Genomic DNA, 17,195 nt, shown 5'->3' with positions numbered 1-17,195 from the left:
CTGAAATTCAGCTAAGCAATTCACATCACTAAACTGTGATGCAGATCGTTCCTAAAAGAGGGCCGGTGCAGGGTTTACCCGCGGGTTATGCCAGGAAAGTTCTGGAAAAAAAATTTGTCGCGGTAAAAGTCGGTACACTGGCCGCTGACAGGGCTGATAAAAGCGGTCCGGAAAACCTGTTAAACCTGTGTTCTCACAGCGTTTTGCAGCCAATTAATGCTACACTTTTCTGCTTTGCTACTGATGAATTAGGGCCATGACAGCATTGGATGCCGCAAAATCAACTCCCTCTGACCGCCGCCTGAGCGGGGGCACACGCATCATTTTTTTGATCAATGGCCTGGGAATGTCAGCCTGGGCGCCACTGGTGCCCTATGCACGCGATCGCTTGCATTTAGATGGTGCTTCCCTGGGGGCCCTGTTGCTGTGTCTGGGTATCGGTTCATTGCTCGCGATGCCGGTAACCGGCACGTTGGTAGCGCGCTTTGGCTGCCGTACAGTGATGATATTTTCAACGCTACTGGTGTTATGTATGATGCCGCTGCTCGCCACGGTGCAAACGCATCTTTTCATGGCCGCCGCGTTGATGCTGTTTGGTGCCGGACTGGGCATGCTGGACGTCGCCATGAATTATCAGGCCGTTGAAGTGGAAAAAGCGGCTGGCAAGCCGATGATGTCAGGCTTTCATGCTTTTTTTAGCCTGGGCGGTATTCTGGGTGCCGGGGCGGTCAGCCTGCTGTTGAGCCTGGGATTGACGCCACTGCTTTCCGTGCTGATCGTGATGGCCGTGATGATGGTACTGTTGCTGTGGCGAATCCCCACCTTTATGAATCAGCGTTTGCACCAGCCCGATCAGCCGTGGCTGGTCATTCCACGTGGACGCGTCGCCTTTCTGGGCATGCTGTGTTTTATTCTGTTTTTAGCAGAGGGCGCCGTGCTCGACTGGGGCGCACTCCTGCTGTTGCAAAACCCTGTGATGACGACCGCGCATGCCGGGCTCGGCTACGCGCTGTTTTCCGTTGCCATGACAGTTGGGCGTTTTAGCGGGGATAAAATTATTCATCGCTTCGGCCGTTATCCTGTCATGTTGGTGGGCGCGCTGGCGGCGGCATCAGGAATGGCATTAGCGGTGCTCCTCCCATGGCCCGAAGCTTCATTGCTGGCGTTCTTACTGGTCGGCTTTGGATTATCGAATACCGTGCCGATGTTGTTCAATGCGGCAGGTAACCAGCATGATATGCCGGCTAACCTGGCGATTTCTGCCATGACAACGTTGGGATATGCAGGTATTCTTTCTGGTCCGGCGTTGATCGGGTTCATTTCTCAATGGATTAGCCTTAGCGGTGCGTTTTTACTCATAGCACTGTTATTGTTGGCTGTGGCTGTCAGTGCGCGCAACGTTGCGCGATAATTCAGGTATCTGAGACGCTATGTTGTATAAGTTTCCGCTGACATCCGGCAATGTCACTCGCTTTTTTATCGTATTTAATCTGGTGCTGTTACTGGCGCTAGGCTTTATGGTGCAAAACTCCGTCAATGCCTGGTTGACCGACAAACGTTACGCCATGGCGGATATGGCGCGAGATATTCAGAAACGTATTGATGCCTACCGTTTCGTTACCTGGCAGATTTATGAAAACCTGTCGACCAGTGCCGCCGGTACGCCTCCTGCCAGTAATCTGCAAGAGACGCGCCTGCGTCCGGATGTCTACTATCTGGAAAAAACGCGCCGCAAAACCGAAGCGCTGATTTTCGGGTCCCATGACAGCAGCACGCTGGATATGTCGATGCGAATGTCCAGCTATCTGGACACCTTATGGGGTGCAGAAACGCCGACCTGGTCCATGTACTTTTTAAATGGTCAGGACAACAGCCTGATCATGATCTCCACCCTGCCGCTGAAAGACATGACGACGCGTTACAAAGAGAATGCCATCAGTTCTCTGGTTGAGGCACGACGTGCTGAAATGCTGCAGCAGGCCAATGCGCTGGATGAGCGTGAAAGCTTTTCTCCCCTTCGCCATCTTGCCTTTCAGAACGACCACTATTTTACGTTGCGCACCACGTTTAATCAGCCCGGTCATCTGGCGACCGTGGTGGCATTTGATTTGCCTATCAACGACTTAATTCCCCTGAATATGCCGGTGGAGAATTTCCAGCTGCGTCAGGATGCCACGCTGAATAACAACGCCAGCAGCAATCAGGACGATGTTGAAACCACACAGGTAGCCCTGGTCAATCACGATATTGAAATCGCCGCTGCACTACCCAGTACATCGCTACAGCTGGTTTACCGTGTGCCGCTCTTACGCCTGTTGCTCGACAGCGCACATAATTTGATGTGGCCGCTGCTGATTAACCTGGTGCTGTTTTTACTCTCGCTTAGCGGCATGTTGTTGCTACGTCAGCAGTCTCTACGACCCAGTGAGAATCAAAGCGCCGAGCTGGATTCGCTCCGGGTGCTCAATCAGGAGATTGTGGCCAGTTTGCCCGTTGGCCTGCTGGTCTATGATTTTGCCAGTAACCGCACGCTGTTGAGCAATAAAATCGCTGAGCATCTTTTGCCTCACCTGAATCTGCAGAAAATCATCAATATGTCCGACCAGCATCAGGGCGTACTGCAAGCCACCATCAACAATGAAGTGTATGAGATTCGTCACGCACGAAGCGTGCTGTCTCCGCATACCCAACTGTTCATGATGCGCGATCAGGATCGCGAGCTGCTGGTGAACAAGAAACTGCAAAAAGCGCAACAGGTGTTAGATCGCAACCACCAGATGCGTCAGCAACTGCTGCATCATCTTGGTCACGCGTTAAATCAGCCGCTGGAAAAAATTGTCTCGCAGCTGGTGCACCTGAGCCAGCGAGAGAATGACGAAAGCGTGCTGGATATTCTGGATGAGAGCCAGTCACTGGCACGTCTGGTCGACGATATTGTGCTGCTGAATCGCCTTGAAGCGCACGACTGGTCGCCTGACGCCAGTGTGTTTAATCTGCAGGAACTTCTGGACGAAATCGCGCTGGAAAGCCTGCCACTGCTGCGTCGTAAAGGGTTATCGTTGGTGGTGAATAATCATCAGCCGAACGATGAAGTACGCTTTGGCGATCGCCGTGCCCTGCGCAAAGTGCTGACGACGCTAATGCACTATGCCCTGATCACCACGCGCTGGGGCAAGATTACCCTTGAGGTAAAAACCGCCGAACAGCACCCTGACCGCCTCTATATCGAGCTGGTGGATACGGGAGCTGGGCTCACGATCGATGAACTGGCCAATGTCGATTTTCCGTTCCTGGGCGATACCAGCCAGGATCGTTATGGTCAGGCTTCGGGCATGGCCTTTTTCCTGTGCAAACAGCTGTGCAAGCAAATGGGCGGCAGCCTGGAAATCGTTGCCAAGGCAGACATTGGCACCCGATATAACATTCAGCTTCCGCTCACGCTTGAAGAGAAGCACGAAGACGATCAAGAGAAGATTCTCGAAGGGATTACCGCCCTGGTTGAGATTGCCGTTGAAGACGTGCACAAGATCGTCTGTCGCCATCTGGAGAACTGGGGCGCACGCTGCCTGACGCCGGATGAACGTATCTCAGGCCAGGATCACGATGTACAGATTACTGACGATCCCAGCAAACTCAGCGGCTGGGCTTTATTGCTGGCGGAGGATGAACCCGGCCATCATGCTTTAAACGACCAACAGTATCGCGTCAATTTCAATCTCAGCAATGCATTACTTGATGCCTTGCTGGCACTGATTGAGAAGCAATTGTCCCACGATGTGATGGAGGATGACACTGAAGATGACGCCGGCACGGCACTGTTAAGTGGAGGCTATTTCCAGCTGTTTACTGAGACAGTACCGGATGATGTAAAGAGATTGTATACTGAGTCAGCGATATCAGATTATGCCTCGCTTGCTCAGACAGCTCATCGCCTTAAGGGCGTGTTTGCTATGCTCAATTTGACACCGGGCAAACAGCTTTGTGAAGCGTTAGAACACCACATCAAAGTATGTGACGATTCAAACATTAAAAATACCACCAGTAATATTGACGCTTATGTCAATCAACTGCTGCAGCAAGGTAACCAATAAGATGAATAACTTGAATGTAATTATTGCCGATGATCACCCAATTGTTCTTTTCGGTATCCGAAAGTCTCTGGAACAAATTGAGTGGGTTAACGTTGTAGGTGAATTTGAAGATTCAACGGCGCTAATCAACAACCTGTCCAAACTTGATGCGAACGTCCTGATCACCGACCTCTCTATGCCAGGGGAAAAATACGGCGACGGTATTACGCTGATTAAATATATCAAACGTCACTATCCCGATCTGTCCATCATTGTTCTGACAATGAACAATAACCCAGCCATTCTGAGCTCGGTGCTGGATCTGGATATTGAAGGCATTGTCCTGAAACAGGGGGCGCCAACCGATTTGCCAAAAGCGCTGGCGGCACTGCAGAAAGGCAAGAAATATACGCCGGAAAGCGTCGCCAAACTGCTGGAGAAAATCAGCGCGGGCGGCTATGGCGATAAACGTCTGTCACCTAAAGAGAGCGAAGTATTACGCCTCTTTGCTGAAGGTTTCCTGGTGACCGAAATTGCCAAGAAGCTGAACCGCAGTATTAAGACCATCAGTAGCCAGAAAAAATCGGCCATGATGAAGCTGGGCGTGGATAATGATATCGCCCTGCTCAACTACCTGTCGTCCGTCAGTGCGACACAAATCGATAAAGATTAAGTCCTCAGGCGGTGCGTTTCGCACCGCCTCTTTTCCCTGCTACCCTACCCGCGTTTTCCTTACCCGCTCTGCATAAATGCCCAGCGTTGTTTTCAACACGTCTAAGGTCACCGGCTTAGACAAACAGTTGTCCATCCCTGCATCCATGCAGCGCTGTTTTTCTTCTGCCAGCGCGTTGGCGGTGACGCCGACTACCGGGAACACGTGCCCCAGCTGGCGCAGCCGCTGCGTCAGGCGATAGCCATCCATATTCGGCATGTTGACATCGGTAAGCACGATATCGATGTTATTACGACTGAGAACGTTTAACGCATCGACGCCGTCCTGGGCGGTCTTGACCTGATAACCCAGGGTGCCAAGCTGTTCTGACAGCAGCATACGGTTGATAGGATGATCGTCAACGATCAGTACCATAATGTCGTCATTATGAATTTTCTCTTCCACCGGACCGTCTAGCGCCAGGCCATCATTCACCTCCGCGTCAACCGTAATCCGGTAAATGCGCGCCAGCAGCGTGGGTAACTCATGCAGGGTTGCCGTGCTGTGGATCCAGCGTCCCGTCTGAGGCTCACGAGGCATGTCCACGTGCGAACCGTCAAAAGTGATAACCGCCCGCACTGGCGCGTGGATGTCGGGCACGTAATCTGTCAGCACCACATCATCACTGCCCGGCTGGGCCTGATATTCAGCAACCTGGATACCATGCTGCTTTAGCAGCCGTTCAAGGTACTGCGCCAGATATTCATTGCGCATCGCCAGCCAGATTTTCTTATCCTGTAAGCCGTCCAGCAGCGGAATGGAAGGCTGTTTACCGTTGTAGATCGGAATACGGACAATAAACTGGCTTCCCATTCCCGGCTCAGACTCAACCTCAATGTCACCGTCCATCATGTTGATCAGTTTTTCACAGATCGCCAGCCCCAATCCGGTCCCCTGGAAATTACGCTGTACGCCGTTGCCCACCTGGAAAAAGGGATCAAACAGTCGGGTCAACTCTTTAGCCGGAATACCCACACCGGTATCACGCGTGCGGAACGCCAGATAGCCTTGTGTGACATAGGCATGCAGAATAATACAGCCCGTATGGGTGAATTTAATGGCGTTATTCAGCAGGTTAGAAATCACCTGCTGCAGTCGCAGAGGATCACCATCAAGTGCCTGCGGAACATCGTGCTCGATATAGCAGTAAAGCGTCAGGCGCTTCTTCACCACCAGGGAGAGATAGTTTCCGACAATATGGGTGATTACTTCGCGCGGCGAGAAAGGTCGCGGCTCTATTTTCAACTGTTCCGATTCAATTTTGGAGAAGTCGAGAATATCGCTGATGATCTTCAACAGCAGGCTGGAAGAGTTATTCATCGCGGTCACCAGCGAGTCTATACCGCTCGGCAGCTGCCGCGTCTGCAGCAGATCCAGGTTACCAATGATGCCATACAACGGCGTACGAAGTTCGTGACTGACCGTTGCCAGGAACATGGATTTCGACTGGCTGGCCTGCTCTGCCGCGTGGGCCATTTCCTGTAAGGATTGCTCCATGCGCACGCGGGCGGAAACATCCACCAGCACACAGATCGCCACGTTTTCATTGCGGTAGCGGGAATGCACAAAGCTGATTTGCAGGTTAGTATTACTGCCCGTCAGGACATCAACAAAGTTAACCTGCTGCCCGCCGATGATCTCATTTAATCGCTTACGGTCTTCCTGCGTCAGCAGCGTCAGATAGTTGTGTGCCAACTCGTTACTGAGAATATTGGTACCATCGCTGGTGCGTAAAATGCAGATCCCTACCGGCGCTGAAGCGACAATTTTACGGTTAAACTGCTCGTGCTCTTCCAGCCGGTGTGCGTTTTCTTCCGCTGGCAAAAACATGCGTCTCTCAAACAGCCAGGCAAGCGTAAACAGCAGGATGGCGCTCAGGATATTCAGCAACAGGGCATTGATCATCATCAGTTTGAGCTGATCGACCAGCACATCGGTAGAGACCGACCACACCACGTTAAGATTCGACGGTGGCAACGGTTTTTTCAGCACCAGCTGACGGTAACCGTCAAGATAGCCAAACCAGGTTTTATCATCAGGCAATTCATTTAATGAAAAGCCCAAACCGCCCCGGCGCGAGGTCAGGAGCGGAGCGTAATTTTCATCCGTAATCGTTGCCGTGACGGGCAGGCTACCGGGCTGAATAAACGCATCAAGCTGGATATTTTGCTCGACGCCCAGCAGGGCCTGAAGTTTATCCGCCACGTAGATCGGCATGATAACAGAGAAGTTTCCTACGCCTGGCTGGGCGCTGCTGTTTACCCAGTAGACCGGGTTGCGACGCTCCTCTTCCGAACTGTTGCGGTAGCGCTGAAGGTTTTCCTGCAACAGCTTGAGGCTGTTATCGCGGTTAACGTTGTTACCAATAGCAAAATCCGCCAGACACTTGTTATCGCCACCAATGAGGAACACCCGGTTGAGCTCATAAGATGAGGCGAAATGACTCCTCCAGTAATTGATATAGTTGCTGAGTGAGTCCAGTGAGTTGCGCCAGGTCGCGCTCATGGCGGTGCAGTCATCACTGGAAAAAAGGGGGGTAAACTGCGGTTGAATCGTCTTTCCTGCCGTTGACCGATCCGAGGCTTCTCCCCCGGCGCTGGCGCTGGTGAGGTGGTTTTCAGCGATGAACTTAAGCTCGCGCATCTTGCCCGCTGAGAGGCGAACGTACCAGTCAATTGTGCCGTAGTTGCCAGCAAATTCCTGCCGTACCTTGTTCTCTTTATCGTGAAGTACGCTAATGATGTAGAAGGTGGTCAGCACCGCGCCCAGTAGCCAGATTAGCAGCGCCAACGCGCGAAACAGATAGCGCGAAATGCGAAGCGTCGTGCGGAAAGAGACTAGATATTTCAAAGGTAACTCGCAGGTGGCAAGGTTAGTCGCATCGTGGGATTTTTAATGCTCATACACTAGCTTTATCGCAGCAAAAAAGCCAGTCGGTGACGGGCACCCGGCGCAGTTTGGGACTATTTGCCCCTGAGGAAATCATCCTTTGCCAAACCTGCCGCAAAAAAATGGCAGGTCGGGTGATCCCTGACCTGCCGTTGCTCTTAACGTACGACGCGCTAATTACTCATCGTCGTCCGCTGCGGGTACGTCATCGTCGTCATTGTCGACTTCAGGTACGATATCGTCATCCCCTTCCGCCACGCTGCCGTCGATGGAGTCCAGCTCTTCTTCTTCCACCGGCTCAGCCACGCGTTGCAGTCCGACCACGTTCTCGTCCTCTGCCGTACGAATCAGAATCACACCCTGGGTATTACGGCCCACGATGCTGACTTCAGACACACGGGTTCTCACCAGGGTGCCGGCATCGGTGATCATCATGATCTGATCGCTGTCGACCACCTGCACTGCACCAATCACCGGGCCATTACGCTCGGTCACTTTGATGGAGATCACGCCCTGCGTCGCACGGGATTTGGTTGGATACTCACTGTTCGCGGTACGCTTACCGTAGCCGTTCTGCGTCACGGTGAGAATCGCGCCCTCTTCACGCGGCACAATCAGGGAAACCACACGATCGTTTTGCGCCAGCTTGATACCGCGTACGCCCGAGGCCGTACGGCCCATGGCACGCACGGCAGATTCGGCGAAGCGAACCACTTTACCGGCGGCCGAGAACAGCATCGCCTCGTCGTTACCGTTGGTCAGCGCTACGCCAATCAGCTCGTCATCATCGCGCAGGTTAATGGCGATGATACCGGCGCTGCGTGGACGGCTGAACTCCTGCAGACCGGTTTTCTTCACCGTGCCGCTCGCGGTTGCCATAAAGATATTGAAGCCTTCGGTGTATTCGCGCACAGGCAGAATCGCCGTGATACGTTCATTCGCTTCAAGCGGCAACAGGTTGACGATTGGACGTCCACGTGCCCCACGGCTGGCTTCCGGCAGCTGGTAAACCTTCATCCAGTAGAGTCGGCCACGGCTGGAGAAGCACAGAATCGTATCGTGGGTGTTTGCCACCAACAGACGATCGATAAAATCTTCTTCTTTAATGCGGGCGGCAGACTTGCCTTTGCCACCGCGACGCTGCGCTTCGTAATCACTCAGCGGCTGATATTTTACATAGCCCTGATGCGACAGCGTGACGACCACATCTTCCTGATTGATCAGGTCCTCGATGTTGATGTCTGCGCTGTTCGCAGTGATTTCCGTGCGGCGCTCATCGCCGAACTGATCGCGCATCAGTTCCAGCTCTTCGCGAATGACTTCCATCAGGCGCTCAGAACTTCCCAGGATGTGGAGCAACTCCGCAATTTGATCCAGAAGCTGTTTGTATTCATCCAGCAGCTTTTCATGCTCAAGCCCGGTCAGTTTCTGTAAACGTAAGTCCAGAATGGCCTGAGCCTGCTGTTCAGTCAGGTAATATTTACCCTCACGAATACCAAACTGCGCTTCCAGCCACTCTGGGCGGGCAGCATCATCACCGGCACGCTCCAGCATGGCAGACACGTTGCCCAGATCCCAGGATTGTGCGATCAGGCCCGCTTTCGCTTCGGCAGGCGTGGGCGCACGGCGGATCAGCTCAATGATCGGATCGATGTTAGCCAGCGCAATCGCCAGGCCTTCAAGGATATGCGCACGATCGCGAGCTTTGCGCAGTTCAAAAATAGTACGACGCGTGACCACTTCACGACGATGGCGAACGAAGGCTTCCAGAATCTCCTTCAGTGCCATAATCTTCGGCTGGCCCTGATGCAGCGCCACCATGTTGATACCGAAAGAGGTTTGCAACTGAGTCAGTGAATAGAGGTTGTTGAGGACGACTTCACCAACCGCATCGCGCTTGATTTCAATGACAATACGCATGCCGTCTTTATCAGACTCATCACGCAGCGCACTGATGCCTTCAACGCGTTTTTCTTTCACCAGCTCGGCGATTTTCTCAATCAGGCGCGCTTTGTTCACCTGATACGGCAGTTCGTGAATGATGATGGTTTCACGCCCGGTTTTGGCGTCCACTTCCACTTCACCACGGGCACGGATATACACTTTACCGCGACCGGTGCGGTAGGCTTCTTCAATGCCGCGACGACCGTTAATGATGGCCGCTGTCGGGAAGTCAGGCCCCGGAATGTGCTCCATCAGCCCTTCGATGCTGATGTTTTCATCTTCGATATAGGCGAGGCAGCCGTTGATCACTTCACGCAGGTTGTGCGGTGGGATGTTGGTTGCCATGCCGACTGCGATACCGGACGCACCGTTTACCAGCAGGTTAGGAATTTTGGTGGGCAGAACGTCAGGGATCTGCTCGGTGCCGTCGTAGTTAGGAACGAAATCAACGGTCTCTTTTTCCAGGTCAGCTAACAGGTCGTGGGCGATTTTGGACATGCGCACTTCGGTATAACGCATCGCCGCAGCGGAGTCGCCGTCGATGGATCCGAAGTTGCCTTGACCGTCCACCAGCATGTAACGCAGGGAGAAAGGCTGGGCCATACGTACAATGGTGTCGTAAACGGCAGAATCACCATGGGGGTGATATTTACCGATAACGTCACCGACGACGCGGGCAGATTTTTTATAGGGTTTGTTCCAGTCATTACCCAGTTCGCTCATCGCGTATAGTACGCGGCGATGTACTGGCTTCAGGCCATCACGCACATCGGGTAAAGCTCGGCCAACGATGACCGACATGGCGTAATCGAGGTAAGAATTTTTTAACTCTTCTTCGATATTAACCGGTGTAATTTCTCTCGCAAGGTCGCTCATGGAGCCGCTATCCCTCTACTAATCCCGGATTTTAAAGGTGCGAAAGTATATCACACAGGCGCACGTGAGGGGAAAGTAAAGCATCGTTAAGGACGAGGTTTTTCATCCCCGACAGAGTCAATTTTGATACGGGAAAGTGCAACGCAAAAAGATTCTTCGCTAGATGCGTGCAAAGAAAGTGGCCTGTGCTCGACGAGCAGGACATTGAGGTTAGCATGACGAATATACCGTTCTACAGAGCCGCCTCAAACCCCCAGTCTAAACTGTTGTTAATCTGCCTCAGCCTTCCATTAAGAGTACGATTTAGGACAGAGGCCAAAACCACCTAAGAAAAATCTTAAAAAACTCTCAATATTATTAATCCCACTGTTCTCCATTCAACTGTTCCTTCTTTGCTGCTTCAAAATCAAGGTGTAAGTGGTATGCTAATCAGAAAATTATATCTGCCATCGGTTACTGTATGAATATATCACTAGTTGAATCCACAGGACTCTATTACATCATTGAGCGCATTTATCCTCGCGATGGACTCATTCCTGATGGTTTTTCTTTCGGCGGAATTTCTCCATCTCTAGTTCAGGTCTACCGGATGGTGATCAGCTTATCCAAAAAGCAAGATATGTATATGGAGGGCAAAAAAATCAATCCTGCAGATATCACCCTTTGGCAAACCATTAAGTATTCTTTCGGCGCTCCAGTACACACAAAATACACTGGCGATTTAGCTTATACGCTTGCATTTTCAGGGTCTTTAGCCTCATTTTCACTTTTGCCTGATTCTGATGTTCTGGATATTCCTAAAAATTTAACTAAGCCTAGAACAACCAGATTTTCACCAACAGTTAATTACGGCAAGGACCCTATCCCTAATATTATTCTATATGGAAATAAAAATGTGAAATTCACTATGGACAATGGAGGGATTGATACCCCCACTGCAATGGCTAAATACAATAGCAATACGAAAGAAACAAAATTCATTACTGATAAAACTGAATTAGCAAAATCAATGCTTGACATGAAAAAACACGGTATAAAGCTATGATTAAAAAAAACTTTATTTTTTCAACCGTGTTACTATCGCTAATTCTGTTTAGTATTGGATTTACTTTCAACTATGAAATATTAACGCTGGGATCTGCATGTCAGGAAACACTAACGGATAATATCAGCAGTTTATTTTATAACAAGTTGATTACAGGATTGACTTTTTCAATTTATTTATTAATTTCAGCTCTAATCCTTAGAAAGAAAAACAACCGTTTCATTAAACTTATAACACAACAAATTCTTCAATTTTCGATTTCGTTAGTTCTGATAATAGTGACGTATCAAATAAAATCCTCTCCATGTGAAACTATCACTACAGGTTATCCGTTGCCTGCCGCACTGGCAATTTTGTGCGGTTTTGTCATTAGTATTGCGCTAGTGTTAAAAAGGAGAGCACCTTGATTTTTAAAACCATTAAAAAAGGGTTCAGACTTTGCATGAACTACGAAGAAAAGGATTCGAAACTCGAATATCTCATCTTCCTTGTTTTCCAGATAGCCTGGTTTTCACTCTATCTGTCCTTTCTGGCGGACGATTCTCTTTCAATACTTCTTATCATTGCATTTATTATGCCGGTTATTTCCAGCAGTTTGCGGTGCCTTAACTATCTCAACAGAAGTCGTGTGATTGGTTTTCTGTGGATACCTTTTCCCTATTTCATGGCGTTAATCCCTTTGTTATTGACAAGGAAAAAATAACTTAAGCGTGCTTTTTGCCTCGCCTTTTTCCATCCTGTCCACCTCCACTACAGGTCATATTTATTTTCCGGCCGTCAGTCTGATAGTGCCGATAACGCAATCACACATCAGATGCTCCCACCTGACGGCTTACAAATGGGACATTCTATTCAGCTATCATGCATTTCAATTTAAGGCGAGTCGGGGAATGACTGCTGACTCTTCAGTCTACGGCCCCGGCCAGCTTGAGGTATACTCCCAACCATCAACGCTATTAGCCGGAGTAACAAGGTTATGATTTCAACTTCACAGGAAAGCGGTCAGAACGTTGACCATAAGGAAATTGCCAAGTTTGAGGCCGTTGCCTCGCGCTGGTGGGATCTGGAGGGCGAATTTAAACCGCTGCACCGTATTAACCCTCTGCGGCTGGGCTATATTGCGCAACACAGCAACGGGCTGTTCGGCAAGAAAGTTCTCGATGTTGGCTGTGGCGGCGGCATCCTGGCCGAAAGCATGGCGCGGGAAGGCGCGGTGGTCACCGGGCTGGATATGGGTGCCGAACCGCTGGAAGTGGCGCGTCTGCATGCCCTGGAGAGCGGCGTCACGCTCAGCTATGTGCAACAGACGGTGGAAGAGCACGCCAGCCAACACGCGGGCGAATACGATGTGGTGACCTGCATGGAGATGCTGGAACATGTGCCCGATCCGCGTTCGGTGGTGCACGCCTGCGCGCAGTTGGTGAAACCCGGCGGTGAGGTGTTCTTCTCGACTATCAACCGCAATCCCAAAGCCTGGCTGATGGCAATTTTTGGCGCTGAGTATGTGCTGCGCATGGTGCCGCGCGGCACGCATGATGTGAAAAAATTTATCCGCCCTTCCGAGTTGCTGGGCTGGGTCGATGAAACGCCACTACGTGAGCGCAATATGATTGGCCTGCACTACAACCCCATCACCGATAAGTTTCGTCTGGGTAACGGTGTGGATGTGAACTACATGATACACACGCATCACGGCGACGCCTGATAATCCTGCAGCGTGCGGCTCTGCCCTGCCCACGCTGCTGTCATCCTGTTGTCATCTGCGCAGGTTAGCGTTTCCGAGGGGCGGATCCAGGGCATTGGCTGAGACAGTATCTGCACGTTTTGCTCTCCCGCGCTGAGGTGTTGGAAAAGTTAGCGCAATGTTTGAAAAATCAGCGGTCGATCATAAATTGCAATATTTTCTCTGAATGGTTGACACGACCTGCGGCCTTACGAGACGCGGCTTAAGAAAACCCTCAGAAAATACAACCCCCGCAGACATCATTTTTTCCTCTTGTTAAGCGCCAGCAAAATACTAGAATAAGCCTCCATATTGTTATGCATATCGTCAACAACCCCAAGATGTAGTGTTTATCCACAACATTATTCACAATGAATATGCTGTGTATAAATCGGGATTTCTTTTAATTATTGGATACTCACGCAAAGGTAAAAACGCGACATGAACCAAAGTCTGCTCGTTACTAAACGCGATGGCCGCCAGGAGCGCATTGATCTCGACAAAATTCACCGTGTCCTCGACTGGGCGGCCGAAGGGCTGAACAATGTGTCGGTTTCACAGGTAGAGCTGCGTTCCCACATTCAGTTTTATGATGGCATCAAAACGTCTGACATCCATGAAACGATCATCAAGGCCGCTGCAGACCTTATTTCTCGCGATGCCCCTGACTATCAATACCTTGCTGCCCGACTGGCAATCTTCCACCTGCGTAAAAAAGCTTACGGTCAGTTTGAACCGCCCGCGCTGTACGATCAGGTTGTTAAGATGGTCGATCTGGGCAAGTACGATCGCCATCTGCTGGAAGACTACAGCCGTGAAGAGTTCGAGCAGATGGATGGCTTTCTCGACCACTGGCGCGATATGAATTTCTCCTACGCGGCCGTGAAGCAGTTAGAAGGCAAATACCTGGTTCAGAACCGCGTCTCCGGTGAGATCTACGAAAGTGCCCAGTTCCTGTATATCCTGGTCGCCGCCTGCCTGTTCTCAGGTTATCCGCGCGATACGCGTATGGATTACATCAAGCGTTTCTACGATGCGATCTCGACCTTCAAAATCTCGCTGCCAACGCCCATCATGTCGGGAGTGCGTACGCCTACGCGTCAGTTCAGCTCCTGCGTGCTGATTGAGTGCGGCGACAGCCTGGATTCGATCAATGCCACCTCCAGCGCCATTGTGAAATACGTTTCTCAGCGCGCGGGCATTGGTATCAACGCCGGACGTATCCGCGCGCTGGGCAGCCCTATCCGTGGTGGCGAAGCATTCCACACGGGCTGTATCCCGTTCTATAAGCACTTCCAGACTGCGGTGAAATCCTGTTCGCAGGGCGGCGTTCGTGGCGGCGCAGCCACGCTGTTCTACCCAATGTGGCACCTGGAAGTCGAAAGCCTGTTAGTGCTGAAAAACAACCGTGGCGTTGAAGGCAACCGCGTGCGTCATATGGACTATGGCGTGCAGCTCAACAAAATGATGTATCAGCGTCTGCTTAAAGGCGAAGACATCACGCTGTTCAGCCCGTCAGACGTGCCTGGCCTGTACGATGCCTTCTTTGCCGATCAGGATGAGTTTGAGCGCCTCTACACCAAATATGAAAAAGACAGCAGCATTCGCAAGCAGCGAGTGAAAGCCGTGGATCTGTTCTCGCTGATGATGCAGGAACGCGCCTCAACGGGCCGTATCTACATCCAGAACGTCGATCACTGCAACACACACAGCCCGTTTGACGCCAGCATCGCGCCGGTTCGCCAGTCTAACCTGTGTCTGGAAATTGCGCTGCCGACCAAGCCGCTGAGCGACGTCAACGACGAGAACGGTGAAATCGCGCTGTGTACGCTGTCAGCGTTCAACCTGGGCGCCATTGACAGCCTGGACGATCTGGAAGAGCTGGCGACCCTGGCGGTACGTGCGCTGGATGCCCTGCTCGATTATCAGGATTACCCGATTCCTGCCGCACAACGCGGTGCGATGGGCCGTCGCACGCTGGGTATTGGCGTGATTAACTTTGCTTACTACCTGGCGAAGCACGGCGTGCGTTACTCCGACGGCAGCGCCAACGGCCTGACGCACAAAACCTTTGAAGCCATTCAGTATTACCTGCTAAAAGCCTCAAACGAGCTGGCGAAAGAGCAAGGTGCCTGCCCGTGGTTTAATGAAACCACCTATGCGCAGGGCGTACTGCCGATCGACACCTACAAGAAAGATCTGGATGCGATTTGCAATGAGCCGCTGCACCTGGACTGGGAAACCCTGCGTGAGCAGATTAAAACCCACGGTCTGCGTAACTCAACGCTTTCTGCGCTGATGCCGTCTGAAACCTCATCGCAGATTTCAAACGCTACCAATGGTATTGAGCCGCCGCGTGGTCATATCAGCATCAAGGCATCCAAAGACGGTATTCTGCGTCAGGTGGTGCCGGAGTATGAGCGTCTTAAAGATCAGTACGAACTGCTGTGGGATATGCCCTCTAACGATGGTTATCTGCAGCTGGTTGGCGTGATGCAGAAATTTATCGATCAGGCGATTTCGTCTAACACCAACTACGATCCGTCACGCTTCCCGAATGGCAAAGTGCCGATGAAGCAGTTGCTGAAAGATCTGCTGACCGCCTATAAGTTCGGCGTGAAGACGCTCTATTATCAAAACACCCGTGATGGTGCGGAAGATGCGCAGGATGATCTGGCACCTTCTATTCAGGATGATGGCTGCGAAAGCGGCGCCTGTAAGATCTGACGGTCGGGCGGGAGCCATTCCCGCCCACATTTTCCCGCGAGGCCGGTGCTGAGCCTCGTCTACATTGGACAGTTTTTTATGGCTTACTCCACTTTTTCTCAGAATAAAAATGACCAGTTGAAAGAGCCGATGTTTTTCGGTCAGTCCGTTAACGTGGCCCGTTTTGACCAGCAGAAATACGATATCTTTGAAAAGCTGATCGAAAAGCAGCTTTCGTTCTTCTGGCGTCCTGAAGAGGTCGATGTTTCACGCGATCGCATCGATTACCAGGCCCTGCCCGATCACGAAAAACACATTTTTATCAGCAACCTGAAATATCAGACGCTGCTGGACTCCATTCAGGGACGCAGCCCAAACGTGGCGCTGCTGCCGCTGATCTCCATTCCTGAGCTGGAAACCTGGATCGAAACCTGGGCATTCTCAGAGACGATCCACTCACGCTCCTACACCCACATCATTCGTAACATCGTAAACGACCCGGCGGTGGTGTTTGACGATATCGTGACCAACCAGCAGATTCTGGCACGTGCTCAGGATATCTCGCAGTACTACGATGATCTGATTGAGATGACCAGCTACTGGCATCTGTTAGGTGAAGGCACCCATCAGGTTAACGGTAAGTCCGTCACCGTCAGCCTGCGTGCCCTGAAAAAGCAGTTGTATATCTGTCTGATGAGCGTCAACGCGCTGGAAGCCATCCGTTTCTATGTCAGCTTTGCCTGCTCGTTTGCGTTTGCCGAGCGTGAGCTGATGGAAGGCAATGCGAAAATCATCAAGCTGATTGCCCGCGACGAAGCCCTACATCTGACCGGTACTCAGCACATGCTGAACCTGCTGCGCACTGGCGAAGACGATCCTGAAATGAAAGAGATCGCCGCCGAATGCCGTGAAGAGTGTTTTGAACTGTTCAAAAAAGCGGCGCTGCAGGAAAAAGAGTGGGCGGAATACCTGTTCAGCGGCGGTTCGATGATCGGCCTGAACAAAGATATCCTGTGTCAGTATATTGAATACATTACCAATATTCGTATGCAGGCGGTTGGCCTCGATCTGCCTTTCGAAACGCGTTCTAACCCGATTCCCTGGATCAACGCCTGGCTGGTGTCGGACAACGTACAGGTGGCACCGCAGGAAGTGGAAGTCAGCTCCTATCTGGTCGGTCAGATTGACTCCGAAGTGGGCGAAAACGACTTCGACGATTTCCAGTTGTAA

General features: G+C 51.4%; 9 protein-coding genes. 7 read left to right on the top strand and 2 right to left on the bottom strand.

The genetic code is table 11. The annotated features are described in order from the left end of the window. Positions 1–256 precede the first annotated feature (256 nt). From PAGR_RS07320 to rcsB, 3 genes are read left to right on the top strand one after another with little or no spacing between them, the layout of a single operon-like run. Positions 257–1,411, top strand: coding sequence for an MFS transporter (locus tag PAGR_RS07320; RefSeq protein ID WP_014594154.1), 1,155 nt, complete (start codon positions 257–259; stop codon positions 1,409–1,411). Positions 1,412–1,430: 19 nt separating this feature from the next. Then, the gene (rcsD, locus tag PAGR_RS07315) at positions 1,431–4,091 is read left to right on the top strand and encodes a phosphotransferase RcsD (RefSeq protein ID WP_014605388.1); all 2,661 of its coding nucleotides are present in this window, start codon (positions 1,431–1,433) and stop codon (positions 4,089–4,091) included. Position 4,092: 1 nt separating this feature from the next. Beyond that, on the top strand, positions 4,093–4,743 hold the full coding sequence (gene rcsB, locus PAGR_RS07310; protein WP_014605387.1) for a response regulator transcription factor RcsB: 651 nt from the start codon (positions 4,093–4,095) through the stop codon (positions 4,741–4,743). 39 nt (positions 4,744–4,782) lie between these two features. Here the strand turns inward: rcsB and rcsC are convergent, their stop codons facing one another. Beyond that, a complete protein-coding gene (gene rcsC, locus PAGR_RS07305; RefSeq protein ID WP_014605386.1) occupies positions 4,783–7,632 on the bottom strand; it encodes a two-component system sensor histidine kinase RcsC in 2,850 nt (949 codons plus the stop codon). Between the two features lie 216 nt (positions 7,633–7,848). Then, positions 7,849–10,491, bottom strand: a complete 2,643-nt coding sequence (gyrA, locus tag PAGR_RS07300) for a DNA topoisomerase (ATP-hydrolyzing) subunit A (protein ID WP_013026491.1) — start codon at positions 10,489–10,491, stop codon at positions 7,849–7,851. Between the two features lie 460 nt (positions 10,492–10,951). Here gyrA and PAGR_RS07295 point away from each other — a divergent pair, with 460 nt between their 5' ends. The 4 genes from PAGR_RS07295 (at position 10,952) to nrdB (ending at position 17,195) form a co-directional block, all read left to right on the top strand. Beyond that, on the top strand, positions 10,952–11,536 hold the full coding sequence (locus PAGR_RS07295) for a hypothetical protein (protein WP_013026492.1): 585 nt from the start codon (positions 10,952–10,954) through the stop codon (positions 11,534–11,536). A gap of 976 nt (positions 11,537–12,512) precedes the next feature. Then, on the top strand, positions 12,513–13,241 hold the full coding sequence (ubiG, locus tag PAGR_RS07280) for a bifunctional 2-polyprenyl-6-hydroxyphenol methylase/3-demethylubiquinol 3-O-methyltransferase UbiG (protein WP_014605384.1): 729 nt from the start codon (positions 12,513–12,515) through the stop codon (positions 13,239–13,241). Between the two features lie 459 nt (positions 13,242–13,700). Next, complete coding sequence (nrdA, locus tag PAGR_RS07275) at positions 13,701–15,986, top strand: class 1a ribonucleoside-diphosphate reductase subunit alpha (protein WP_013026495.1); 2,286 nt, start codon at positions 13,701–13,703, stop codon at positions 15,984–15,986. Positions 15,987–16,064: 78 nt separating this feature from the next. Next, positions 16,065–17,195 carry a class Ia ribonucleoside-diphosphate reductase subunit beta gene (gene nrdB, locus PAGR_RS07270; RefSeq protein WP_014594159.1) on the top strand — a complete coding sequence of 377 codons (1,131 nt, stop codon included), beginning with the start codon at positions 16,065–16,067 and terminating at the stop codon, positions 17,193–17,195.

It is taken from the genome of Pantoea ananatis PA13, assembly GCF_000233595.1.
Classification (GTDB): Bacteria; Pseudomonadota; Gammaproteobacteria; order Enterobacterales; family Enterobacteriaceae; genus Pantoea; species Pantoea ananatis.
This window is presented reverse-complemented; position numbering and strand designations above follow the sequence as displayed.

Excerpts from the sequence above, each read along its gene's own strand:
- ubiG (WP_014605384.1), top strand. The coding sequence starts at position 12,513 with ATGATTTCAACTTCACAGGAAAGCGGTCAGAACGTTGACCATAAGGAA.
- rcsD (WP_014605388.1), top strand. The coding sequence starts at position 1,431 with ATGTTGTATAAGTTTCCGCTGACATCCGGCAATGTCACTCGCTTTTTT.
- rcsB (WP_014605387.1), top strand. The coding sequence starts at position 4,093 with ATGAATAACTTGAATGTAATTATTGCCGATGATCACCCAATTGTTCTT.
- nrdB (WP_014594159.1), top strand. The coding sequence starts at position 16,065 with ATGGCTTACTCCACTTTTTCTCAGAATAAAAATGACCAGTTGAAAGAG.
- PAGR_RS07320 (WP_014594154.1), top strand. The coding sequence starts at position 257 with ATGACAGCATTGGATGCCGCAAAATCAACTCCCTCTGACCGCCGCCTG.
- PAGR_RS07295 (WP_013026492.1), top strand. The coding sequence starts at position 10,952 with ATGAATATATCACTAGTTGAATCCACAGGACTCTATTACATCATTGAG.
- nrdA (WP_013026495.1), top strand. The coding sequence starts at position 13,701 with ATGAACCAAAGTCTGCTCGTTACTAAACGCGATGGCCGCCAGGAGCGC.
- gyrA (WP_013026491.1), bottom strand. The coding sequence starts at position 10,491 with ATGAGCGACCTTGCGAGAGAAATTACACCGGTTAATATCGAAGAAGAG.